The sequence below is a fragment of the Acinetobacter sp. KB005 genome, assembly GCF_049949095.1.
GTDB classification, from domain to species: Bacteria; Pseudomonadota; Gammaproteobacteria; order Pseudomonadales; family Moraxellaceae; genus Acinetobacter; species Acinetobacter calcoaceticus.
Genome location: NZ_CP188191.1, coordinates 3,636,540 through 3,661,766, shown reverse-complemented (window position 1 = coordinate 3,661,766; position 25,227 = coordinate 3,636,540). Strand labels below are relative to the sequence as shown.

Here is a 25,227-nt window from a genome sequence, read left to right as displayed (position 1 = left end):
AATGAATATTATGCTTTCCATCCTAGGTGTATAGCTCAGTTGGTTAGAGCGCTACGTTGACATCGTAGAGGTCTCCAGTTCGAGTCTGGATATACCTACCAAGACATTAAAATCATATAAACTCACATAGCTTTATATGACTTAGAAAAGCCCTAAATTATAATGATTTAGGGTTTTTTTATTGCTTTATATAAACTAACACAAACTCATATAGCAGATCGATTCTTGTATCATCGTGTGTATCATGATTCAATTACTGAACTCATGATACAAGCTTGTTTGCCATAATTTGTATGAAAAGAACCGCAATTAAGAAAAGACCTTTATCTGATACGACTTTGGCCAGCCTTGAGCCAGAAGATAAAGACTATAGGGAACTGGATAGTAATGGTCTGTATTTCCTCGTACAAAAGAAAGGAAATAAATCTTGGCAATTAAGATATAAAAAGCCTGATGGCAAATGGTCATGGATGGGGTTAGGAGCTTATCCAGCTATCAGTGGAGCATTAGCTAGAAAGAAGGCAAATGAAATATTAAATAAGCTCTCTAATGGCGAGATGATACAAACTAAGGCAGTTATAAAAAAACAGGCCACTGAGCAAAAAGCTCTGCTATTTAAAAATCTAATGTATGACTGGTTAAATACTAAAGAGCCAAATTGGGGATTCGATACTTTTGATAAGGCGAAGAAATCTATCGAAAGACATATTATTCCTAAATTTGGAAATAGAGACTTTACTGGTATTTCACCTAAAGAATGGTTTGATTTCTTCCAAAGTCTACAGCGTGATTTGGGTATTTATACTCAAACTGAGAAGCTGACGTCTTATTGTCGTAATGCATATGATTGGGCAAAGTTCCAAGAGAAAATAAAATTTAATCCGTTAGAAGGCATAACAAAACATCTTGATAAAAATCAGGGCGGGAATATGAAGTTTGTCGATATTGATGAATTTCCTGCTTTGATTAGAGCTATCAGAAGTTATCCTAAACGGGATAAAGCAATTGGTTTGGAATTGTTTGCTTTATTGTTTCCACGTCCTGTCGAATTAAGATATGCCACTTGGGATCAATTTGATCTTGATAAAGCTGTGTGGATTAAGCCAGCTGTAATCATGAAAAAAGATATTCCTCATGCTGTACCTTTGCCTCCTCAGGCTATAGTTCTTTTAAAAGAATTATTAACTTATAAAACTGAGTCTAATTTTCTGTTCCCAGGCAGAGGAAGCTTAAGCGAGCCGGTATCTGATAATACGTTTAATACCGCATTAAATCGATTGGGATATAAAGATAGACAAAATCCTCATGGCTTTAGACACATTGCTAGTACTCAGCTAAACAATAGATTTAGTGATAAAGAGCAGGTAGTAGAAGCCACACTGGCACATTTAAAAAAAGGTGTTAAAGGTGTCTATGATAAAGGAGCTCATTTTGAAGAGCGTATAGGAATGATGCAGTGGTGGGCAGATGAGATTGATAGGATAGTTGGAAATGGCTAAGGATTGGATGTTTAATGGCTTTCCAGGTGATGCAACACGTGATGATGAAATACGTGCTTGCATAAATCAAGGAAAGTTCATGATAGAAATTGCTGAAAAAATAAAAAATGATAAGCCTTTAACTAAAATGGAAAAGGAGTGGGCATATGGAATAGTGAGAGCTAGGGGAAAAGATCAAATAATAAATCCAACCAAATATATCTCCAAGGAAGAAAATGGAGCTCCAGCAGATCCAAGGAGATATGAAGCAGTTTTGACATATTATTGTTATCTAAGAGTTTTAAACGTAAAAAAGAGAGCAATTGAATTAGTCTGCTATGAATACGAGGAAATTACCTCAGATAATTTGAAAAGTTGGATAAAACAAGAGCGAGAAGCGGGGCAGCCAATTAAAAGACAAGCAGATGATATGATTATTAAAAATCCAGAAAGCATAATTATTAGTTATGAAAAAATTAAAGGGAAAAAGTAAAAAAAGTTTTTCCCTATTTTCTAAGGCTGCCATGTGAATAATTAAGTACATCCCTGTTAATTTTGAAAGGATGTATCTAGATGTCGAATAAAATTAATCAAACCAGAAAAATCACTTCAGGTTCAGTAAAGTCACATCATAAAATGCTGTTAGACGCGATAGATTTAATTCTGAATATCATTCGTCTTTTGCTTGAACTCATCAACATTTTATTTCTATAGATTTAAAACTAGAGCGCGACACAATTAGACGTATTACTTGGCTTTATATATTCATACATGAACTATTTTAGTTTAAATTCAATATGCTAAGTCTAGGGTAGCTCCCGAAAGTCAGATGCCCAGTCTGATTGGCTTAGCTGTTATTGATATGGGATTTCGTGCTGTGGGAGGCATCATGGGTTTATTGAATCTAATAAAAGAAGATGAGACTTATAAATATATTTCTTTGAAAGAAGCTATTAACTTACTAGCTGAGAAAACTACATCAAATATTTATGAAGTTGCAGTATACCTACTTAATAAGAGTGTTGAATCCTATATAGATTGTTATATACGAGGTATAGATCATAAAATTCATGTATCAAGTGCAGGGCGTTATGATGGGTCAGGGTGGAATGGTGAGAATTATGCCTTTGATATATTAAAGCGCATTATTAAAAATGGTGATGGGCAAGCGCCATCAAGTATTCATAACTTTTCTACATACAATAAAGAATGTGAAGAGGTTTTCTGGAATAGAACAGATTTTTTTAACTTGGACGGTATAAAAAGCCTTAATTTATTGGGATCTGAAGAAGTTACGAAAGATAGGCAACAACTATATATATGGGATCAAAAATATTTAACTATCCAAGAAAATGATGTTCCTCACTTTGAGTTATTTGAGGATCAATTCATATATGGTTTTGAATTCGGTATTATTAATGAAAGTGAGATTCCCCATGAGTTATGGGATTATGAGGAACAGACTAAAAAATATCCCTTATATTATAAAAATGATACTTTTACAGCTACTGAAGCAGCATGTTTAATTTCTGGATATGATCCTACTCTAATAGGGCATAAAGCTAATAAAGTTGTTTGGCGTAAAGAAAACCCAGTTTTTGATAAAGCTATAAATTTTATTTACTCGGCAGTAAGAGGGGATTTATTTGAGGAGGTCTCTTCTGGACTTTTCATAATTAAATCTGCTCAACTTAAAGATTTTTTAAAAAGTAAAAAGATTGTGATTGAAGGGTTTAATGATGTTGAAGAGGATTCATTTAGAAATGATGAAATTATATATGTTGATAATAATGATTTAGAAATGCTAATTAAAGAAAATGAACAGCTTCATGATAATCTTGCTAAGTTTGAAGAGATAAGAATGATTGCTCTTAATGCACAAAATGAAGTGGTCTCTTTAACAGAGGAAAATCAAGAGTTGGAAAGAAATGTTTCCAATTTAAAGAATGCTTTGTTATGGATAGAACATGAAAAATATGAACTAGAAGCTGAAGTAAAAATTTTACAAGAAAAAATTGAAAAAGAAGGCCAAATAAATCAAATCGATAAATGTGATCAACTTATTCATCCTTCACTTAACAAAAATACCGCAAGTTTTGCTCCTGAGCTCTTAATAGCCATTGAGGCTTGGGAAGCAAAGTATTTACATAATGAATATCCTTATCAAGAACATACTCCAGCTATAACTAATATTCTAAAGAAGCGGAATATTACTCAAGTAAATTTAGTGAAAAGAATTTGTGCAATTACTAATCCAAAAAAGTGATTTACTACAATTACTTGTTGAAAGGTGGCACCTTAAGATGTCACCTTTTTTTATCCAAGTGTCACTTGTATGTCACCTTATTTGATTTGCTTCACTAGCTCCATCAAACACAACTGTATGGAGTCAAATAAATGCAACCAATCCGAGTTACATATAACCAAGCATGCGAGTTATTGAGTATTAAGCGCAATGCTTTGCGTGAGCTCACCATAAATGATCCAACTTTCCCTAAAGCTTATAAAGCCGGTACAACTCGCCAGGCACCAGTCTATTTTGATTATGCACAACTAATTGAATGGCATAACAACCAAATCAAAAGCCAAACCAATGCAGAATTGGAGGCTTAATTCATGAATAAATTAGTTAATCCATCAATTCTTATGATGACTAGTTTGGAAATTTCTGAGCTGGTTCAATCTGAGCATAGAAATGTAAAAGTCTCAATTGAGAGACTTATGCAAAAAGGTGTTATTCGAAATACTCCAATGACGAATTTCGGAAGAATCAATAACTTAGGGTTTACTTCAAAAGTTGGTGTATATGTTTTTGAAGGCGAACAAGGCAAACGTGACAGCATTATTGTTGTTGCTCAGCTTTGCCCTGAGTTCACGGCGAGTTTAGTCGATCGCTGGCAAGAACTTGAATATAAAGTTAAGGATGAAGTGGTGGTAGATATTTCTAATCCTCATGCTTTACGCCGTGCTCTTTTGGACTATACAGAGCAAGTAATTCATCTTGAAACTCAGAACCAGTCTTTAGAACGAACAATCGATACCATTACTCAAACTCCTGCAGGTGTAAAGTTTCAACAAGCCTGCAAAATCTTAAATATTAAAAGAGAAGTATTGGCCAGCTGGTTACGTAAACATGGTTGGGATCGCAAGCTTAATGGGGTGCGTGCTTCAACCTACTATAGCCAAGAGCGTGGTTATTGCGAAACCAAGTATGAAGAAGTGGCTCGGATTCGACCTAATGGTGATCCATATACCTTTACTAAAATAGAGTTCTTCATCCTTCCTAAAGGTATGAATGTTCTAGCTAAACATTTTGGTAAGGAGGCTTAAAATGAAGAGTTTTGTTTTAGCTTCTTACGCTCCGCTTACTGAAGAAGATGATAAAGCAGATTTGGTTGTGAATGACCAAGCCATGAAGTTTATTGAAACCCTCGCCATAAATGGTGAGCTTCAAGAAGTTAAAGATACCCGAGAATTATTATTGCAAAAGCCTTCTGTGCAGGATGTCTTAGTGCTGCACGCTGGTAGCCTTCAGGTATTACTCACCAGTATTATGGGAGAGCCACCTTATGGAAAAGCATAAGAATCTGTTACCCATATTTTTAACAATACTTCTTGCAAGGTGTCATGTGCCTAGTTATGCTAGGGACGTTCATCAGAAAGCAGATGAGCTAACCTTGGCCGGTTATAAAAGTAACACAAGCGCACAGTCCGCTTATTGGACTTTTTTTGTGCGTAAAATCTCTATGCACCTGCATTTTATGGCGGGGCTGGAGAGGGACACCTTCGGGTGTGCAGGTTTCTTGTGTTGCCTGTCGGCCAACCCTTTTCAGCTTCGCCACCCTCACTTGGCCGTGAATGGTGAAGCTCCTGTACAACACAAGGAGTGCATTCATAATGCCTAGTAACAACTCGTCTTTTAAAAATTCTCATATAGAAATTGCTATAAAAACTTATGACGCCAGTGATGTGTCTGAAGGTTATGCGTTGGCCTATGAACAGGTTGCTGACCTCGCCGTAATGCTTGATTCCATTCGTAGTAAATATGAAAAAACAGCAGAGTACTTACAACAAGTCTATAGCGTGCCAGAAAGTGTATTTAAAGATTTAAAACGTCTCTTGAGTATTACAGACAGCATAATTGATGAAAATCTGGAGTTTTCCAAAGCACAAGAAGATAAGTTTCAAAAAGAATATGAGGAGTCACAAGCATGACTAAACGTGACACCTCAAACATGACGCCAAGTGAAGTTTTGACTCATTGTCAGGTATATACACCTGATCAAATTGAATATCTTCAGCATAAAATTATCCAGCGTTTTGGTGGACCTAATCAGCCTATTTATATTGATCAAAATAGAGTTGAGATAGATAACGTTGAATACTCTAATCCCTTAATTCTACCGATCTTTAACGGTGAATTAAGTGTGGTTCAATGCGCCGTTATTGAAAGTGGAAAAACTATTTCTATCTTTCCTGATGGATTAGCCCGTGGGTTTGCTTTTTATGGTGAGCTACAGCATGACAAGCCTGTAATTATTACTTATAGCCTCGAGTCTTTCTTTAAGATTGCTTCAAGTGGGTTATCTGTAGCTCTGGTCGTACTAAATAACTTATGTGCTTCTCGCTTAGCAAAAACGCTTAAGGCTTTTGATTTTGAGCAGATCCAGTTTGTCATTAATCAATTGGCACAAGCTGGTTTTAAAAAGCTTTACCTTCCTGTACGACCTGAATATTTCAAAAATGATGCCTTCCAGAAGCTCGAGCAGAATACTTGTGTTCGCCTAATTAACCAGTACCAGAAAATTGACGAGACTGAATTTCTGATTGAACTGACTAAAGATGAAGATCCGGAGGAAGTTTCTGCATTTTTAAAAGCAGCCATTGCCAGACTTCCTCATACTGAACCTTTACCAAAAGGCCATTTGGCCAAGCCATTTAAATGGGGGGATGGACGCTTTCATCTTTTAGAATCTGGATTGTACTTTTTAGAAACGAATAACAAGGGAGATGACTATAAGCGTTATATTTCTAGTCCAATTAAAGTCGTTGCTCTGACTCGAGATAATTCTAGTACCTCATGGGGACGGTTGCTCGAATGGTACGATCCAGATGGTATTAAGCATCTACAAGCTGTTTCTATGGAGTTCTTCCAGTCTGACGGCGTAGAACTACGCAAAGCACTTTCTTATCAAGGAATGACAATAGCACCGGATGCTAAAGCGAGAAGCTTATTACAAAGCTATTTGATGAGTTATCCAGTTGAGCAGAGGGCCTTATGTGTCGATCGCGTAGGCTGGCATGATGAGGTGTATGTATTGCCTCATTGTGAGGTTGGCCAAAGTAAAGATAATGATTTAATTGTTTATCAGGCTATTCACGGTTTAGATAATCGCTATCAACGCAACGGCACATTAATTCAATGGAGAGAAGAGGTATCTAAGCTCGCACAGAACCATAGCAAGTTAGTGTGTGCCATCAGTACGGCGTTTGCTGGCCAGCTTTTAGGTCCACTGGAACAACAGAATGGAGCAGGTGTTCACTTTGTTGGGAAGTCATCTAAAGGTAAATCAACGGCATTATTTTTAGGTTGTAGCGTATGGGGTAAACCAAGCCGTTTTTATCGTACATGGAGAGCAACCGGCAATGCTCTTGAGCATACAGCCTATATGCACAATGATAGCTTTTTGGCTTTAGATGAGATTGGAGAAATTGCCAATCCTAAAGAGCTAGGTAACATTGTTTATATGCTGGCCAATGGATTAGGTAAAGCTCGTTTAAACAAGCAAATCACAGCTAAACCTGCTTTTAACTGGAAACTTATCTTTCTGTCCAGTGGGGAAGAAGGGCTCAAAGATATTATGGCCAAGCATGGTCAAAAGGCCAAACTAGGACAAGAGATCCGATTAATCGATATTGATGTAGATCAGTCAGAGTATGGTGTGTTTGACAGTATTGATTTTGCTTCGGATGGTGCAATGCAATCCCGAATGTTAGTAGAGCATTCAAATATGTATTACGGTGAAGCAGGTATAGCGTGGCTTGAATTTCTTTGTAGCGATAAACATGAAATTATTAAACATGCTCGACAGTTATGGGAACAATACCGAGAACCAATGATTGATGGACATTCAGAAGGACATATTATTCGTGTAGCCAATACATTTGCTTTGATTGCTACAGCTGGTGAACTAGCAACACAAGCTGGAATAACAGGATGGAAAAGCGGTACCGCATTTAGTGCCATACAAGCTGTTTTTAAACAATGGTTAGCTAGCTTTGATCGGGTTGGCAACTATGAAGATCTGGAAATTCTGGCTCAGATTAAAGCTTTTTTTGAAGCACATGGTAATAGTCGTTTTGAATGTATGACACCAGATGCGGAACATCTGGATAAAGTCATTAATCGAGTAGGTTATTGGAAAATTGAGAACGGCGAAAAGAAATATCTGGTCTATCCGGAACAATTCAAAAAAGAGCTTTGCAAAGGGCTGAACCCTAAACGTGTCGGCAAGTTACTTATACAACGTGGATGGCTGGATCATCTAAATAATGGCAAGTCTACTAAGCTCACAAGAGGAATTGATGGCATGCCTAAAGCGATTCCTATGTATGTATTTAATGAAAAGGTACTTACAGATGATCTGGATGAACTCTAGGAATGGTGAAAAAACTGAGGTTACAAAGGTTACTGAGGTTACAGCCTTATGGGGCAAGGCTTTCAGGGTGTAACCTTTTAAAAAAGAGAAAAGGTTACAGATTTCTGAGGTTACATAGATTTATCTAATTCATTAATACGTGGACAATAAAATGACAATGAGTAGAAAAGAGTTTTTGAGGATACTTGAACAGCAAGAAGGATACGCCGTGAATGAGTGGAAGTCTCTTAAAAATGAGACTCCACCATATGGCCAAGCCATTATTACCTTAGGTAAAGATGAGGAAGGGTTCTTTTATCATATCAATAAGGAGTTCCTGAAAGGTGATGAGGAAATCCTTATTGAAATGGGAGTGACTGATTGGCAGATTGTTAAGTTTTCTAAATTAAAACTTGTAATAAATGCTTAACAATATCAACGTCTTTATGTATTGTTAAAGGGAAAGAGTCTGATGCAATGATTTTACTTTTAAGGTGAACTATTAAATTATCCTCATTTCTTTCAAGATCAAATATAGTTGCCTGTTCCTTTAAAAGAGTTTGAGCGAACTGGTTTAAATCTTCTTTGTTATTTGGATCTCGCATTTTGGCTATACAAGGAGAAACTATTGAAAGCACTAGATCTCTTAATGCTCGGGTTTCATTAATTGGGTCACTTGCAGAAGCAAATCTCAAGCATCTAATAATATCATTATACGTTGTCTCAATTAGACTTTCGCTCTCTTGATTAATAAACGTCAGCTCTTCAATTGCGGCATCAATTTTGCCTTCTGAAGTTACTTGATCTGAGATACAGTAATACGCTTCAATTGAGCCTTTTCTTAAAAAGAAGATTCCAACCTGTTCTAATAAATTTAATAAAGCTTCATATCTTCTTCTAATAGAAATCCATGCTGTTTTATTATTTAGTTCATCAATACTGGATGAGTCTAGGCTCATTAATGTTGAAAAAGCAGATCGTTTTTTTGCTTTAGTTTCATCATCATTATGTCCATTTATCCAATAGGCGTGCTGATGAGCTAAAGTTTCTATTTCAGTCCAATGTTCGTCGAGATGTCTCACAAAGTCAGTATTTAAATTTCTTGCCATTTCAAAAGCTTTGCCAAATCCTAGATGAGCTGCTAAATGATCTGCATCAGGAAAATGAGGTAATAACTGATTTAATAATTCGGTCCCATCAGAAATACTATCAGCATCTGCTAAAATGACTGGATCTTTACCTAAGAGTTTAAAAAGTTTAACCACTATAGGGAATTGATCCTTGCCGATTACTGGTAAAATCTGAGATCCTGAGGCCTCTAAAAAAATATTAGTTCTATTTGCTAAAGTGTTGCAAATCACTACATCAGATGGGCCTTCTACCAACAATGGTCTTTTTGAAAAGAGAGTTAATTTGTGTTCTTGACCTAATTTCGAAATTAAACTTTTAATTTTTTTATTTTTTAATATGTCTTCATCTGGTGAAATTTGAACTGGATCTTCATTCAAATCATAACAAAAAATTAGGGAAGCTAAATCTATCGGATTATTAATTTTTAGCATTTCAGTAGAGTGAGTGGCAATAACAATTATTTTTTTATAGCTATTTTCTTCTGGAATACCTGCAACTCCTAAAATTTCATTTAATAAGAAAGCTTGTAGTTGTGGATGCAGTGATACTTCTGGTTCGTCAATAAAAAGTGCACCTATCTCATCATCATATAAAGCTGCTAATATACCGACCAAATGCATTAATCCAGATGCTTCTCGACCAGAGGAATATGGTTTAGATCCATCCAATTTTGTAAACAGAATCTTAAGATATCCCGCATCCCAATTAATAATTAAATCTCTTTTGAAAAGTTTTTGTAGTCGCTCTCTTATTTTTAATAAAATATCTGGACGTGAAGCTAATCCTTGATATGTCCCCTCCAAGGTTTCAATACTATGATGACGAGCTAAAGAGTCTTTACTACCAAATTGAGCATTATCATACAAAATATAATTATTTCTATGTCCATCATAATCTGAACGATATTGTTCAAACATACCTATGCGTCCTGCTGAAATAAATTTTGTCTTTTTTTCATTTATAAAAGGATGAATAGTATTTTTAATACTTCTTAATAGATGTGTTTTTCCAGAGCCATTAGGGCCTAAAATACAAGTAAAGGGTTGGTTAATAGAAATACACTTTTCTAGTTTGCCGTTATGACTATCAATGGTACAAGTTAATTGGAGTGGAAATTCCATGTTAATACTCTGAAAAATAATAATTTTATATCTTTAATTTACCATTAAAATTTACTTTTGAAACACTAATCAGTTTTAATATTTCTCTTGTAGATAATTTTTCACTAACTCATTTAAGTATTTTTAATACTGCTATTATTAACTTCCATCTACCAAAATTAGTCTTACCGATTTCTTTCGTATAATAGGCTCTAACCTATATAGCACAAGCTTTACGTCTTTTTTGGAAAATACCATCTCGTAAGACTACGTAAGAGTAAATGTCTTTAAATTATCCATTAAAGGCTGGTTAAATTTTTCTATTCATTTTTTGATTTTGTATGACTATGTATAACAAAAGTGGCAACTTTAGCTCGAAATCACTTCTCATTTCCTTGATGGACAACTTATAGAAGGATTAATCAATTACTTTCAAAGGTCCATGAATAATAGATCTTATTAATTTTTGATAATCGAAATTTCATCAAGGGACATCAAGGAAACTTCTAGTTTTTACTTATACGAAGTGCTTACTATTTACCTTGACAGCCTGCTTTCCAAAAGCTGACTAGATTTTTTAAATCTCTTATTTAGCAAAACTTACAGGTTGATTTAGTCATTTATAAAAAAATATAAATTTTGATAGGTAAAACTGCCAAACGTAAATAAAGTAGCTGTCATGCGTGTATTAGGTTGTGCTTCTGAAACGAGCATTTCACCTAATGGACACCTAATTAAAAATAATTTTTGTATTTACTATTTAAGTATACGTAATTTAATAATTTTTATTGGTGGGTTGTATAAAAAAAAGTCAAGGGTATGCTAAAGTTAAAGTGCTATTCTTAAATTTAATTGGTAGGTTTAGCTTAAATTAATAAACACAACTTTTATATCAAGGTTAGCTATGTCAGAACAGCAATTAAGAAAAATTAAGGGAGTTTGGTGTAAATTTAACAATCAAAATAGAATGTCAACGATTACCCTGGATGAGGTACGTATATGTTGTATAAAAAGGGGGGTAGAGATAATTGAGATTGAAGAATGTACTTTTGGCTTTAACCTTAGCATTCCAGCAATTAAGATTACAATTGTAAACAATGTAACGACTTTATTACCTCGACAGAAACTATCAGAAATTCAAATTTATCAGAACAATATTATACCATTCCAAAAACAAGAAGAATTCTGGGCTAAAGTAGACTGGTTCCCGCCAGTCTTTATGAGTCGAGAACAAATAGGTGAAGGCTTCAAAGTAGCTAATTTGAAAATTGGTTACCACGAGTTTTTGCCTAAAGAGGACTTACAAAAACGGTTTCAAGAGTTTTTCCCAACTGTATACAATTTCTCCAACATTATTCCCATTACTGTACAAACTTTTTCAGACTCAATAGCTATATCAAAGCATGTACCATTAATTAAAGAATCAATTTTAGCTTTTTATAGTGGAATGAGAGTAGCTTCTATAGCATCCTTAATTCCGATGATCGAAGATATTTTAAATACTATCATTGAGGATTCCTTTGAGAATCTTGATTTAAAAACTAAAGTTGATCGATGCATAAAACGTGCTAAAGAGAATATAAAACATGATCATATATTAGGTGCAGATTGGATTCCCGAAGAGTATGTTCAAGATGATGTGCTGAAAGTAATGAATGAGCGTATTAGAATTATTGAATTAATAGGAAATTGGCTTAAAAATAGTTTTTATGAGAATACCGGAAACTACCAAAATACTTCAGGATTTAATCGACATTTTTTTGCTCATGCTAAATCTGAAATTTGGCAAAATCAGTCTAATTTTTTTCGCGCCATGGGCCTAATTCAAGCATTGGCATTTATTGAATGTTTTGCAATGAAAGAGTCTAAGTTATCAATTTTCTCACCAACTCCAGATATTAGATCAGAATCTTTTCGTAACGATGTTTTTGCTTGCTTAAATTTACAAGCCATCAAAAATACTCTTTTGCAGCAATTACAAATCAATGGGTGCTTACCTTTCAACCCAACAGCTTCAGATGATGGTTGGTTAAGATGCTCTGCAGTTTTATCAACTAAAATGAATGATGAAATAGTTAAAAGTCTTAGAGATAATGGATGGCAATGTCATTCTTTTGGGCAACCTGTTAAATCTGGTGGATATATAACAGTAAGAGCATCAAAGCTTGGCAAGGAAATTGGTATAGCTCTATTGTATAGTTGTGCTACAGATAATAAAGTTTATAAAGAGTTGGAAGTAACAAATGATTATATTCTCTATCAAGGAGCACCATATCAACAAGAATCATTTGCATATGGAATCAACAAGTATGTGGGCCCATTGAATGCCTGGTTAGCTCCGGATTAGAGAAATTCTCACGAGAAAAATTGTATTTGGATCTTAATACTGTACTTAAGCACCAGATTGGTAAGTAATAGAGATTAGGGCAGATATGTTGCAGTTGCTTTGATACTTATTAGCCCCTATAAAGGGGCATCATCTTTTAAATTCAGTCATTATTTAGTGCATTGAGGAGTCTTTGAAACTTATCACCGATAGTAGCAGAAGAAATTAATTCAGATAAATTACTTTCAAAAGACATTTTATCTAACGCAATCAACTTATTCCCATCTAGAAAAATTGTACAAGGGTATCCTTCGCTACCTATTTCGACGATCGAAAGTAATTCTTCATCACCTTCCGAATTGACAGCATATATAGCCTTATCTTTTGGCTTTTCATCCTTGGGTTTATCATTAATCTCTAAAGAACTGAGGGCACCACCTAAAACACCAAAGGCTGCTAAAGGATTTCGTTTTGCAGGTGATTTATATTGAATTGAGATCTTATTATCAGTAGCTTGAGATATTTCTAATTTTAATTTTTCAATAACCTCATTAATTGAAGATAAATTTTTTGATTTATTTTCTGAAGCTTGTAAACCAGCCTTTAAGGCTTGACCAAACAAACTATTCTCTAAAGAATTAGACATATTAATTTATCCTCGTAATTAAAGTGCTTAAAGGCCAATGGTCAGAAGGATTTTTAAATTCTTCATCCGGTTTAAATAGTGTATTTAAGTCAATAATAGAAGTTAGACTATCATCAAAAGACCACTGATTTTTCAAGAAAGAGCTTGAAATTAATATTTGATCTATTACACACCAAGTATGAAAATTACCTTCAGTGTAATTGTAAGTACCCTTAACTCTTGCATTTGCATCTAAAGGTAAGAACTTCCAGCATGGATTATAAAAGATATTTGGTTTTTTTAAGACAATATCTCTATCTCTTGATGATTGTAAATGATGAACCATCTCATCACTAAAAGGCTCAACATTGTAATCACCCATCATGATAACTTCCTTATTATTATCAAGATCTTTTTCAACTTCAAACCTTAAGCGCGCTGAAATTGTAGTTGTATTTAAACTGTTATCCTGTAATCTACTTGGCCAGTGAGACAAATACAGCGAGAGTAAATTACCAAATTCAGAATGTATGAACTCATATCTTTCAAAGATTTTTAAATTACGACTACCAAGCCCCATGGTTGCAAATTGACAATCATCCCTATTGTACTTAATCAATTGATGATTTTTTTTATAAAAAATAGCCGTATCAAAATATAAACGACCTTGTTTCTGTGCCCCAATAGCATAATTGTATTCAGTCTTTTTTAAATTCAAATAGCTTGAAATATAACTTATATCTTCGATGCTGACTTCACCTAAGCATATAAAGTCATATTTCATATCCATAAATTTTTTTAAAACAGTTGCAATACACTCTTTTTTAACTTGTGAAGCTAAATTCCGTTTTGAACTCATGGGCGGTGAAAGGCTAGTATTCCACCATATGATTGATAAATAATCTTTCATTAAAAATAGTTCACCTATTTTTCAAAACCATATTTATATCTAAAGGATTGGAATGTCATTCATACCAACTATCTGTATTAATGCCAACTCTATGCACTATTATCTCCTCCCCAAAAGGTTGTTGAATCATAACTGAAACTTTTGCCTGAAATGGAAATGATGGCTTTATCACTGTTCCATCACCTTCGTTCCATTCTTTTCTAGATCCATATTCGAAATGACAATTAGCTGTACCATTAACAATAAAGATTACTTTATTAGATAGTATCTTTATGTCATCAAAACCCTCAGCGTATAATTCTTCGATAGAAGCTCTATTTGCTAAAATTTCAATTTCTTCACAAGACTCAAAAATAGTGGATTCTAATAAGTGAGAATCTAGAGTATTTTCGATTTTTTCAAATACAGCTTGTTTGATTTGATCAATAATAGAAATGATTTCTATCACAGCCTCGATACATTCTTCAGCTAATTTTTCTGAATCGTCTAATGATATTCCAAATGTACTGGGTCCAATATGTGTGAAGGAATTTAACCTTTTTTGCTGGGATAGTAGATTATCACACGCATCATTAATTACTTGAGCTAAATCCAATTTTTGTAATAAATGTGCCCCTAAGCCTCCATGAATCATGTATTGAAGCCTATGTCTACGAGTTATTCCAGATTTAGATGTGGAGTCATATTTATACCAAGAACATTGAAGTATTTCTTCATCTGGTGCAGATCTATGTAATAGGTGAGTTATTAATTCTCGCATTGCATAGGCGAAATTATTGAAGGTTAAGGAGTGGTATTCCGCATCCAAGTTTTTCCTAGCTGCCAGGAATAAATCTTTCTCAAAATCATCTTTCAAAAAGTAATTAAGTTTTTCTATATATTTTTCATCAATCATTTTTAAACCCAATTGTCTACAGAACTCAATTAGTAGTGGAGGCGGTTATTAAGTCTTTGAAACTATTTTAAATTTCGAATAATCTGGTTTTTGGAATTCGAGTTTTTATGTTTAACTTCCCTCTCGATTTTTTCATTGATGTACATGTTCCAAAATTCTGTTCTTGATAACTCTCATTCTCATTAATAATGCTAACAATATATTGTTGCGCTTGTTTTTGCTTTTTCAAACAAAATCAACTCTTTTATATTGAAAAAAATCCTTTTTATAAAATTACGAATTTTAATAAATTAAAATTAAGTATGCAAAAAATAAAAGCTTAGGGCTATAAATCGTATCAAGACCAATGTGCTATTTCCACTAATTTGTCTACGTACGTCTAAGAAGAGTGGAAAGAATAGCTGTGTATATTGTTGTACAAGACAAGTGTAATTTACTTGGACGGCTCTATGTCTAAAACCTCGTTCAAATTCCCAAGCACTATCGGGCTTTTTAAAAGAATTGTGAAAATGAAGTTTTGTCCAAGTAAATCCATACAGCTACGTATATCAAAAGCACGTCAAAATTAATAAGCTTAAATTTTGATATAAAAGATACAAGCAATTTACCTTGACAGACCTCTATTTAAAAGCGTCTACCTATCTAACTAAAAACCTTATCAATAAGGCTTTACAGCCAATTTTAGCAAGGTTTTAAAAGTGATATTCCGTCAAGGTACGTCAAGGAAACTTCTACTTTTTTCGTATATGAGAGGATTGCAATTTAGGTTGACAGCATGTCTCCTGAAAACATATTAAATTTTCTTTAAATTATTTATATATTAATGCTTTATAGAGTTTTAATTAATTTTAAGAAACTGAGTTTGGTCAACCTACGTCAACCTAAATTTGAATTACATGTCAAAGTTTTATATTCAATTATTTATCTAGTAATAGTAAGAGCATTGAGCTGTACAGCAATATTTTTAAAAATAACTTCTATGCTAGGCAGTGCAATGGTTTCGGCTTTTTTATAATTTTGATTTCGTACAGCTACGTACAACAAAAACACGATTTATATTCAATTCTTTCTAAGTAAATTTGCTTTACGACCATTTATATAAAATACGCCTTACGCTATGCACCATAAGGGTTTTAGCTTTTTTTAAATATTCACCTCGTAAAGCTACGTAAAGCAAAAAAACATTATTTATATTCAAATCTATCTAAGTAATTACTTGGACGGCTTAGTCATGGATCATGATTTAAAATCCTTTACAAACTATGTATATCAATGGATACAGCAGATTTCTAGTAAGTCTGCTTATCTGAATCTGTCCAAGTACGTCCAAGTAAATTTTGTTTTACGGCGATTTATGAAAAATACGCCGTACGCTATGCACCATAAGGGTTTTTATCTTTTTTTAATTATCCATCTCGTAAAACTACGTAAAACAAAAACTAATTTTGTTGGACGGGGCTTACCTTTTGATTTGCCCAAAAGCCATATATAGAAAGGTATTGAGCGGATTTTAGAACCTTGAGTTTGTCCAACTATGTCCAACAAAAACTTAGAAGAGAAGGGTGTGATTTTGTTTTACAAGATCAGATGGGGAATTGGCTATATGCATTGAGAAATAAGCGTTTGGATATATTTGCTTTACTACTTTAATTTTGAATCCTTCAGGATATGGTTGACTAAAAATCAGCTTCTTATTGTTCCTAGATCTGACTATTCTGCTTTTATGAAATGAAGTTCAATAAAATCTTTTAAATTTTGTTTTCTGCCCATCTGCTGCTAATGATTTTTCGATTGACAGTACTAATCACAAGCGAATTGGATCTGGCCTGTGTGTACCGACTTATTAAAATGCGTTGAGCTGTTTTATTTTTGAGTATGTAAATTTTCGTATTGTATCAGTATGGATACTAATATAGTATCCATAAATAGCTTCTGCAAAGACTTCTCCTAAATGGCTTCTGTAAATACTCAATTTTCCATCGCTGTTCATGTACTTGCGGCAATTGCACATCACGAAGGTGTCTTCACGTCGGAAGTTCTCGCAGGTACGGTGAATGCGAACCCGGTTTTTGTTAAGAGAATTCTCGTTAAACTTTCGAAGGCTAAGTTAGTTAAGTCGACTGTTGGTAAGTCTGGTGGTTATGGCTTAGCCAAGAGCCCCAATAGTATTTCTCTCTTGGACATCTACTCTGCAGTTGATGCTCCAGATGCTTTCGCTATCCATACCTATCCCAAAAGGAGCGAGTGCATCATAAGCTGTAACATAAAAGAAGTCATGGGCGAAGTTCTGGCGAGCACTCAGGAGGCAGTCCGTAGGGATCTGGTTCAGACGTCATTGTCGGACGTGGTGTCCAAAATCAGGGCTAGGTCTAACTAGCTTTTTTTTACCCTAAATAGATACTTTTATAGGTACTAATACAAACCAAAAGGAAAATGAGATGATGAAATTTAAAGTAAAGAACCCTGTGAGTACCGAAAGCATTGCCGCAAAACAGGGCACGGATGCTCCCACCGCCGTTCTCATCGGAGCCACTGGAGGGCTTGGTAACGCTCTGGCCAAACTCCTCGTGGCTGAGGGTTTTCGGATTGTGCTCGCGGCACGGAGTGAGAACGATGCTACAGCGTTGACTGGCCGGAGTGATGGTTCGGCGATTTATTTGCGTGCAGATGTTACCGATCCAGCTAGTCTTGATAAGTTAGCTGCTGCTGCTTTTGATCATCTTGGGCGGATTGATGCAGTAGTGAACCTCGCAGGAATCTCACCGCGCAAACCTATTGAAGACTACACTACAGCCGACGTAGATGCGCTGATGGCGATCAATGTGAAGGGGCCGATCTTCGTGACCCAAGCTTTCCTGCCGATATTGCGAAAACAAGCTGCTGGTGGAGTGATAGTACATCTTGGTGGCGCTATGGATGGGCGTGTAGCGTTACCATTTATGAGCGCCTATGTGGCGACTCGCGGTGCGCTGGCAAGTTACGTTCAAGGCGTCAATCGCGAACTTGCCGGTACCAACGTAGTGCTTTCGTTCTTCGGACCTGTACCGTCTAACACGGAATCAGAGTCACCATATTTCGAAATGTGGCGTAAGATGGGCGTCGACCTCTGCGAACCCGAAGTAGTCGCGCGCGAAATACTTACAACCATCCGTCAACGACGTCAGGTCCATGTCATGGGAGGATGGTTGCTCAAAATGCTCACAGTTTCGAACGCCGTGTCGCCGTCCATTGCAGATGCGATCGGTCTGCGAAAGTTCGCGAAGCTCATTCAACAACATAGTCCACGCTGACATTTCTGTTGATACCGATGTTGTAAATGGTATTAGGATAAGCAGAAAAGAATAAAAGTTCTCAAGTTATACAAATTTAAGTAGAGAAGCTTACTTCTCTACTTGTACGAGAATTAGGATCTGTTGGTAGCCTACAATAAGCTATTAAGTAGCATGTTAGAATTTTAAATAAGGACTTCAGTTCCATTAATTTCTGCTGATTTGAATAATGCAGCTAGTAAGATTGAAATATTATGGGCCTGTTCGGCTGGTACTTGCGATGGCTTTCCATTCTTAAATGACTCTAAGAAGGCAGCGAGTTCTCTATCAAAATAAATGGGATTACCAATTTCTGCTATATCTGGCGAATATTCTGTTTTCTTCGTAGCCCAGATTTCTGGAAAACTAGTTTCATGCCATTCTGTCCAACCTTGAATAGTTCCCTCAATTTTTCCTGTTTGATACAGCTTATAAGATGAAGGTAGGGAGCGTGATGACATAATTCCCTCAGTACCATAGGCAGTCATATCCCAGCTTTCCGTCCAAGGCAAAACATCCCAAGACATAAAATCTACCACTACGATTTTATCGTCATAGTTGAGAATTGCCCCAGCAGCATCTTCACGTGATTCATCTCCCTTGAATCCATTAAACTTTGTAATACGTGCATTTACTGATTTGGGCATTCCAAAATGATAAAGCACTCGATCAAATAGATGGCATCCAATAACGAAGAATGCTCCACCGAGATCTCCAGATTGTCTCATATGTGCCGTTTCTGCCTCATTATGAGAACAGCCGGCATGAGCTCGAACTTGTAATACTTTCCCGATTTTTTCTTGCTTTAAACAATCTTGCATAGCATTGATAGAGGGTGCAAATCTCCAGCAATATCCTACTTGAACAAGACCATTGTTTTCTTGAACTGCTTCAACAATCCGTTGAGTGTCTTCAACACCACGACCTGCTGGCTTTTCTACTAATACAGCTTTACCCTTTTTTAATGCTTCGATCGTTAAATCAGCCATTTCATAGCTTTTAGAATGGACAAATACTATGTCGATTTCAGGATCACTTAATATTTCTTCCTTTGTAAGAGTATTAAGATTCATTGCAGTACAGAAAGGTTGTAGTAATTCACTATGATCCGCTGCCCCAATAATTTCAATGTCTGCTCGACGTTGGAGGGCTTTAACACGGCCTGAGGCATGGGGATGTGTAATCCCTAGTAATCCTACTTTTAATTTGTTCTGTACATCATTCATTGCATTATTCCTTGTTATCAATATCCCTATTAAAAATATATTTTAATTATTTGATATTAAAGTTCATTTAAGGAAAGGATTATTTCTAAAATGAAATAATAGATTGTCTCAATTATGTCTAAAAATGAAAAAGTGTTTTAATCTTTTATAGTTTTACATCAATAAATGGAATGGTAAGTTGTGCTTAATGCAACTGATACTGTAATAAAGGAAATATGATGAGTAATCAGAATATAGATCTAATAGCGGCTTATTTTACGATTTCTGGCGATGTGTATCCATTTGGTCCAACAGAAATTAGTCCTTTTTCATTTAAGGATCGAGTTGAAGCTGCTGCAGAGGCTGGTTATAAGGGTTTAGGCTTAGTCCATCCTGATTTGATGGCTACCGTGGACCGATATGGATATAAAGAAATTAGACGTATTTTAGATGCAAACGGTATTAAACATTTTGAGGTTGAATTCCTAACAGATTGGTATAAAACCGGTGAGAAATTAAGACTATCTCATAAAATGCGTGACGAGATGTTTGAGGTCGCTTCAGAAGTTGGATTGCATGCCATTAAAGTTGCACCAGGCGTTGGGGACGATACCGCAGATATTCCATTAATGGCTGAAAAGTTTGCAGAACTTGCAGATGGAGCTAAGGCTAATAATACTTCTCTTATGCTAGAAATCATGCCATTTAGTAATGTTAGAACAATTGATACAGCTCTAGGCATTGTTCAAGGCGCAGACCGTGATAATGCAGGTTTAATGTTAGATATTTGGCATTTGGCTCGAGGTAATGTTGATTTCAGTGAAATTTCAAAAGTTCCAGTGAAATTTATTAAAGGTATTGAGTTAGATGATGCCGATAAGTATGCGGTAGAACCTTTATGGATGGATACGATTAGCCGAAGAAGATTACCTGGTGAAGGGGTATTAGATATTAATCGCTTTATCACTGAAGTAAAAAAGACTGGTTATGAAGGTCCATGGGGCGTTGAAATTTTATCTGAAGCATTCCGTAAGTTGCCATTAGAACAAATGGCCAAAGAGTCTTTTGATAAAACGATTCGTTTCTTTTAATTCTTAATATTAAAAAAGGGAGCACATGCTCCCTTTTATTTTGAATATATATTCCAATAACGTTCGTATTCTTTTTCTTTGAAATCTTTCACAAGGAAGTCGATAAATAAACGATTTTTAAGAGGCATAAATTGACGGCTTTGAAAGGCGATATTCACAGTAAGTTCTGGAAGCTGCCAATCATTTAAAATTGGAATTAGACGTCCCTCAACAATGTCTTGATAAATAATATATAACGGTTGTATTAATATCCCTACGCCGTTTAATGCAGCAGCTCTTACAATTTGTCCATCATTGGTTTCTAGTATTGGATCAGTAACAAACTCGCAGCTTTGCCCATCTTTTGAAAAATTGAGAACACGTGGATTATTTGCATGACTGTACAGCAAAATATCGTGATCTTTTAATTCTTCAATAGTTTTAGGCTTTCCTTTCTTCTTAATGTAATCATATGAGGCAGCTAAAATTCTATGGGTTGTAGCTAATTTCTTAATAGTTAAGTTGGAGTCTGGTTCAAACTCTCGAGTACGTATAGCTAAATCAATATTACTATCGATAATGTCATGATAGCGATTTGCCCCAATAATATTAATTTTAATTTTGGGATATAGCTTATTGAACTCCGGTAATAACGGCGTTATGTGCATCATTGCAAAAGAAATAGATGAGGTAATCGTTACGGTACCTTCTGGTTCTAGTGCGGCAGATGTAATTTCTGATTCACTTTGATCGAGTTGGGCCAGAAAACACTTACATTTTTTATAATATTCTATTCCGATTGGGGTTAAAGCTAGTCGTCTAGTACTGCGCTCAATTAATCTTACATTCAGGCGATTTTCCAGTGCAGTTAAATGGCGACTTGCAGCAGCATTTGAAATTTCTAATTTTTCAGCTGCTTTATTCATCGTGCCAAGCTCAGCTACAGCGACAAATAATTCCATGCTAGTCAGTCTATCCATACTTCCTCATCCTTCATTATTCCTGAAATGAAATAAAGATTTTCTATTGTGAAGTTTTATTTCATTTTCGATCAGATTAGCATGAATTCAATGGGAATATTTTTATTAAAAGGAAAATTTATGAAGAATCTGGATGAGAGAACTATTACTCAAGCGGTAATAGAAAGGAACTCTACATCATCTAATGAACGCCTTGTAGATATTATGCATTCCTTAGTGAAACATTTACATTCCTTTGCCAGAGAAGTTCATTTAACTGAAGAAGAGTGGGAAATGGGAATTAAATTTTTAACAGAGGTGGGGCAAATTTGTAGTCCTACTCGTCAAGAATTCATTCTTCTTTCAGACACATTGGGACTGTCAACTTTAGTAATAGCTCAAAATCATAAAAAGCCTTTAGGGTGTACTGAAGCTACTGTTTTTGGTCCATTCCATGTCCAGAATGCTCCCCAATTAGAACTTGGTACGAATATTAGCGAAGGAGTTAAGGGTACTCCTTGGTTTGTAAGTGGGAACATCCGTGGAATAGACGGCGAACCCATACCAAATGCAGAAATAGAAGTTTGGCAGGCAGACGATGATGGCTACTATGATGTTCAAAAAGAAAATTTACAGGCATATCAAGGACGAGCTGTTTTAAAAGCGGATAACCAAGGCCATTATTATTTCCAAACTATTGTTCCCGAAGCTTATCCAATTCCACATGATGGGCCTGTTGGAAAAATGCTTGAAGCACTCAATCGCCATCCATGGAGACCTGCACATCTGCACTTCATGATTACGGCTCCCAATTATGAACGCTTAGTTACTCATATTTTTAAAGAGGGTGGTGAATATTTAGATTCAGATGCCGTTTTTGGAGTTCGTTCATCATTAATTGCTAATTGGCTTCGTCACGAAGAAGGTCTAGATCCAAATGGTAATTTTCAAGATACGCCTTTTTATACATTGAACTTTGACTTCATTTTGAATAAGCAAAAGATTGGTGTGGAATCATGATTAATAAAGTTTGTACATCACTTAGCGAAGTTCTATCGCAGATTAAAGATGGTGCCACCATCCTGATTGGTGGTTTTGGTACCGCAGGACAACCCGCTGAACTCATTGACGGACTGATTGAACTGGGTGTTAAAGACCTGACTATTGTCAGCAACAATGCCGGTAATGGCGATTATGGTCTGGCTAAACTGCTTAAGGCTGGTTCAGTTAAAAAAGTGATCTGTTCTTTCCCACGTCAGTCAGACTCTTATGTGTTTGATGAGCTGTACCGTGCCGGAAAAGTAGAGCTTGAAGTGGTACCGCAAGGTAATCTGGCTTGCCGTATTCAGGCAGCGGGTATGGGGCTTGGGGCTGTGTTTACCCCAACAGGCTTTGGAACACTTCTAGCTGAAGGCAAAGAAACCCGCCAGATCGATGGTAAAGACTACGTACTTGAATATCCAATTAAAGCAGATTTCGCACTCATTAAAGCCTACAAAGGCGACCGTTGGGGCAATCTGGTTTACCGTAAATCTGCACGTAACTTTGGCCCGATCATGGCAATGGCTGCGGATGTCACCATTGTTCAAGTCTCTGAGGTAGTAGAGTTAGGTGGATTAGACCCAGAGCACATCATTACCCCAGGTATTTTTGTACAGCACGTTGTTCAAGTACAGCCAGCACAGTAAGCAATAAGGAGAAATAACATGAGCTACCAAAAACTCAGCCGTGACCAGATTGCAAAACGTGTGGCACAAGACATTCCAGACGGCGCCTATGTGAACTTGGGTATTGGTTTGCCAACCAAGATTGCGAGCTATCTACCTAACGATAAAGATATTTTTCTTCATTCTGAAAATGGTTTATTGGCTTTTGGCCCACCACCAGCGGCAGGTGAAGAAGACCCTGAACTGATTAATGCGGGTAAAGAATTTGTGACTATGCTTGAAGGCGGCAGCTTTTTTCACCATGGCGACTCATTTGCCATGATGCGTGGTGGTCATCTTGATATTGCGGTGCTTGGCGCATTTCAGGTTGCAGCTAATGGTGACTTGGCGAACTGGCACACCGGTGCACCAGATGCGATTCCTGCGGTAGGTGGTGCGATGGATTTAGCTGTAGGTGCCAAGAAAGTATTTATCACCACGGACCACGTGACCAAGCAAGGTGAACCGAAAATTGTTGCTGAGCTGAGCTATCCGGTTACAGGTAAGCACTGTGTTGACCGTATTTACACTGATCTTTGTGTGATTGATGTGACCAAAGATGGTTTGAAAGTGATGGAGAAAGTGGAAGGCCTTAGCTTTGATGAGTTACAGGCTTTAACGGGTGCCACTTTGATTGATGCGACACAAGGATAAGGGAATAAAGACATGACATTAAAAAACGCTTATATCATCGATGCTATCCGTACTCCATTCGGCCGTTATGCCGGTGGCCTTGCCCCTGTTCGTGCCGATGACCTTGGCGCTTTGCCGATTAAAGCTCTCATGCAGCGTAACCCAAATGTAGATTGGGAACAGGTCGATGATGTGATCTATGGTTGTGCTAACCAAGCCGGTGAAGATAACCGTAACGTTGGCCGTATGTCTGCACTGCTTGCAGGTTTACCGTATCAGGTGCCGGCAACCACCATTAACCGTCTCTGTGGTTCATCACTCGATGCGATTGCCATTGCTGCCCGTGCTATTAAAGCAGGTGAAGCAAATCTAGTAATTGCAGGTGGTGTAGAAAGCATGAGCCGTGCACCCTATGTGATGGGTAAGTCAGACAGTGCTTTTGGCCGTAGCCAGAAGATTGAAGACACCACCATGGGCTGGCGTTTCATTAACCCTAAACTTAAAGAATTATATGGTGTTGACACCATGCCCCAGACTGCCGAAAACGTAGCGGAACAGTTCAACGTAAATCGTGCAGATCAGGACCAGTTTGCCTTGGCGAGCCAACAACGCACCGCAAGCGCGCAAGCCAAAGGCTTTTTTTCTAAAGAAATCGTGGCAGTTGAAATCCCTCAGCGTAAAGGTGATGCTGTTGTGATTGATACCGATGAACAACCACGTGCTTCAACCCTTGAAGGTTTAAGCAAGCTTAAACCAGTTGTCAAAGCGGATGGTACAGTCACTGCGGGTAATGCTTCGGGCATTAATGATGGTGCAGCAGCACTACTGATTGCTTCTGATGAGGCAGTTCAAGCTTATAACTTAAAACCACGTGCCAAGATCATTGCTTCAACCGCTGTAGGTGTAGAGCCACGCATTATGGGTTTTGCTCCGGCGCCAGCGATTAAAAAACTACTTAAACAAGCCAACCTGACTTTAGAGCAGATGGATGTGATTGAGTTGAATGAAGCTTTTGCTGCGCAAGCATTAGCAGTGACCCGTGATTTAGGTTTACCAGACGATAGCAACAAGGTCAATCCAAACGGTGGTGCAATTGCTTTGGGGCATCCGTTAGGTGCGTCAGGCGCACGCCTAGTGACCACAGCCTTAAACCAGCTTGAGCAAACAGGCGGTCGTTATGCCTTATGTTCAATGTGTATTGGTGTAGGGCTCGGTATTGCTTTGATTATCGAGAAAGTTTGAA

24 protein-coding genes and 1 tRNA gene are annotated in these 25,227 nt (G+C 36.5%); 19 read left to right on the top strand and 6 right to left on the bottom strand.

Going from position 1 to position 25,227, the window contains the following annotated elements:
* Positions 1-24 precede the first annotated feature (24 nt).
* The 11 genes from ACPF64_RS17535 (at position 25) to ACPF64_RS17485 (ending at position 8,546) form a co-directional block, all read left to right on the top strand.
* Positions 25-101, top strand: a tRNA-Val gene (locus ACPF64_RS17535).
* A 192-nt stretch (positions 102-293) separates the two neighbouring features.
* Positions 294-1,499 (top strand): tyrosine-type recombinase/integrase, encoded by a 1,206-nt coding sequence (locus tag ACPF64_RS17530; RefSeq protein ID WP_426454833.1) that lies wholly within the window; start codon positions 294-296, stop codon positions 1,497-1,499.
* A complete protein-coding gene (locus tag ACPF64_RS17525; RefSeq protein ID WP_426454831.1) occupies positions 1,492-1,971 on the top strand; it encodes a hypothetical protein in 480 nt (159 codons plus the stop codon). Before ACPF64_RS17530 ends, ACPF64_RS17525 begins: the two co-directional genes overlap by 8 nt.
* Before the next feature lie 336 nt (positions 1,972-2,307).
* On the top strand, positions 2,308-3,744 hold the full coding sequence (locus tag ACPF64_RS17520; RefSeq protein ID WP_426454829.1) for a hypothetical protein: 1,437 nt from the start codon (positions 2,308-2,310) through the stop codon (positions 3,742-3,744).
* Positions 3,745-3,875: 131 nt separating this feature from the next.
* Positions 3,876-4,091, top strand: a complete 216-nt coding sequence (locus ACPF64_RS17515) for a hypothetical protein (RefSeq protein WP_064785856.1) — start codon at positions 3,876-3,878, stop codon at positions 4,089-4,091.
* Positions 4,092-4,094: 3 nt separating this feature from the next.
* Positions 4,095-4,808, top strand: a complete 714-nt coding sequence (locus ACPF64_RS17510; protein ID WP_426454827.1) for a phage antirepressor KilAC domain-containing protein — start codon at positions 4,095-4,097, stop codon at positions 4,806-4,808.
* Between the two features lies 1 nt (position 4,809).
* On the top strand, positions 4,810-5,061 hold the full coding sequence (locus ACPF64_RS17505) for a hypothetical protein (RefSeq protein ID WP_320138782.1): 252 nt from the start codon (positions 4,810-4,812) through the stop codon (positions 5,059-5,061).
* Positions 5,048-5,383: a hypothetical protein gene (locus ACPF64_RS17500; RefSeq protein WP_426454824.1), complete on the top strand. Its 336-nt coding sequence runs from the start codon at positions 5,048-5,050 to the stop codon at positions 5,381-5,383. Before ACPF64_RS17505 ends, ACPF64_RS17500 begins: the two co-directional genes overlap by 14 nt.
* Positions 5,376-5,693 carry a hypothetical protein gene (locus ACPF64_RS17495; protein ID WP_426454822.1) on the top strand — a complete coding sequence of 106 codons (318 nt, stop codon included), beginning with the start codon at positions 5,376-5,378 and terminating at the stop codon, positions 5,691-5,693. Before ACPF64_RS17500 ends, ACPF64_RS17495 begins: the two co-directional genes overlap by 8 nt.
* Complete coding sequence (locus ACPF64_RS17490; protein ID WP_426454820.1) at positions 5,690-8,137, top strand: DUF927 domain-containing protein; 2,448 nt, start codon at positions 5,690-5,692, stop codon at positions 8,135-8,137. Before ACPF64_RS17495 ends, ACPF64_RS17490 begins: the two co-directional genes overlap by 4 nt.
* A 151-nt stretch (positions 8,138-8,288) precedes the next feature.
* On the top strand, positions 8,289-8,546 hold the full coding sequence (locus ACPF64_RS17485; protein WP_064785868.1) for a hypothetical protein: 258 nt from the start codon (positions 8,289-8,291) through the stop codon (positions 8,544-8,546).
* Here the strand turns inward: ACPF64_RS17485 and ACPF64_RS17480 are convergent.
* Positions 8,518-10,368, bottom strand: coding sequence for an ATP-dependent nuclease (locus tag ACPF64_RS17480; protein WP_064785870.1), 1,851 nt, complete (start codon positions 10,366-10,368; stop codon positions 8,518-8,520). The two genes, ACPF64_RS17485 and ACPF64_RS17480, sit on opposite strands and share 29 nt — an antisense overlap.
* Before the next feature lie 883 nt (positions 10,369-11,251).
* On the opposite strand from ACPF64_RS17480, the gene ACPF64_RS17475 reads away from it, so the two are divergent.
* A complete protein-coding gene (locus ACPF64_RS17475) occupies positions 11,252-12,694 on the top strand; it encodes a hypothetical protein (RefSeq protein ID WP_045125795.1) in 1,443 nt (480 codons plus the stop codon).
* A 142-nt stretch (positions 12,695-12,836) separates the two neighbouring features.
* Here ACPF64_RS17475 and ACPF64_RS17470 read toward each other — a convergent pair whose 3' ends face one another.
* From ACPF64_RS17470 to ACPF64_RS17460, 3 genes are read right to left on the bottom strand one after another with little or no spacing between them, the layout of a single operon-like run.
* Positions 12,837-13,319, bottom strand: coding sequence for a hypothetical protein (locus tag ACPF64_RS17470; RefSeq protein WP_052660516.1), 483 nt, complete (start codon positions 13,317-13,319; stop codon positions 12,837-12,839).
* A 1-nt stretch (position 13,320) separates the two neighbouring features.
* Positions 13,321-14,208 (bottom strand): endonuclease/exonuclease/phosphatase family protein, encoded by an 888-nt coding sequence (locus ACPF64_RS17465; RefSeq protein ID WP_426454817.1) that lies wholly within the window; start codon positions 14,206-14,208, stop codon positions 13,321-13,323.
* A 55-nt stretch (positions 14,209-14,263) separates the two neighbouring features.
* Entirely contained in the window at positions 14,264-15,103 is an 840-nt protein-coding gene (locus ACPF64_RS17460; RefSeq protein WP_052660513.1) for a hypothetical protein, read from the bottom strand.
* 1,951 nt (positions 15,104-17,054) lie between these two features.
* Here ACPF64_RS17460 and ACPF64_RS17455 point away from each other — a divergent pair.
* A complete protein-coding gene (locus tag ACPF64_RS17455) occupies positions 17,055-17,480 on the top strand; it encodes an RrF2 family transcriptional regulator (RefSeq protein WP_426454814.1) in 426 nt (141 codons plus the stop codon).
* 61 nt (positions 17,481-17,541) lie between these two features.
* Positions 17,542-18,393, top strand: a complete 852-nt coding sequence (locus tag ACPF64_RS17450) for an SDR family NAD(P)-dependent oxidoreductase (RefSeq protein WP_426454812.1) — start codon at positions 17,542-17,544, stop codon at positions 18,391-18,393.
* A gap of 164 nt (positions 18,394-18,557) precedes the next feature.
* On the opposite strand, the gene ACPF64_RS17445 is transcribed toward ACPF64_RS17450, so the two are convergent.
* The gene (locus ACPF64_RS17445; RefSeq protein WP_426454810.1) at positions 18,558-19,637 is read right to left on the bottom strand and encodes a Gfo/Idh/MocA family protein; all 1,080 of its coding nucleotides are present in this window, start codon (positions 19,635-19,637) and stop codon (positions 18,558-18,560) included.
* A gap of 215 nt (positions 19,638-19,852) precedes the next feature.
* Between ACPF64_RS17445 and ACPF64_RS17440 the strand changes: the two genes are divergently transcribed.
* A complete protein-coding gene (locus ACPF64_RS17440; RefSeq protein ID WP_426454808.1) occupies positions 19,853-20,707 on the top strand; it encodes a sugar phosphate isomerase/epimerase family protein in 855 nt (284 codons plus the stop codon).
* Between the two features lie 35 nt (positions 20,708-20,742).
* On the opposite strand, the gene ACPF64_RS17435 is transcribed toward ACPF64_RS17440, so the two are convergent.
* Complete coding sequence (locus ACPF64_RS17435) at positions 20,743-21,666, bottom strand: LysR family transcriptional regulator (protein WP_045125790.1); 924 nt, start codon at positions 21,664-21,666, stop codon at positions 20,743-20,745.
* 216 nt (positions 21,667-21,882) lie between these two features.
* On the opposite strand from ACPF64_RS17435, the gene ACPF64_RS17430 reads away from it, so the two are divergent.
* The 4 genes from ACPF64_RS17430 to pcaF are packed head-to-tail and all read left to right on the top strand — an operon-like array spanning position 21,883 to position 25,226.
* Positions 21,883-22,665, top strand: a complete 783-nt coding sequence (locus tag ACPF64_RS17430; RefSeq protein WP_265103499.1) for a dioxygenase — start codon at positions 21,883-21,885, stop codon at positions 22,663-22,665.
* Positions 22,662-23,333, top strand: coding sequence for a 3-oxoacid CoA-transferase subunit A (locus ACPF64_RS17425; protein WP_426454805.1), 672 nt, complete (start codon positions 22,662-22,664; stop codon positions 23,331-23,333). The genes ACPF64_RS17430 and ACPF64_RS17425 overlap by 4 nt, the downstream gene beginning before the upstream one ends.
* 18 nt (positions 23,334-23,351) lie before the next feature.
* On the top strand, positions 23,352-24,005 hold the full coding sequence (locus ACPF64_RS17420; protein WP_045125787.1) for a 3-oxoacid CoA-transferase subunit B: 654 nt from the start codon (positions 23,352-23,354) through the stop codon (positions 24,003-24,005).
* 12 nt (positions 24,006-24,017) lie between these two features.
* Positions 24,018-25,226, top strand: a complete 1,209-nt coding sequence (gene pcaF / locus ACPF64_RS17415; protein ID WP_426454803.1) for a 3-oxoadipyl-CoA thiolase — start codon at positions 24,018-24,020, stop codon at positions 25,224-25,226.
* Position 25,227: the final 1 nt, after the last annotated feature.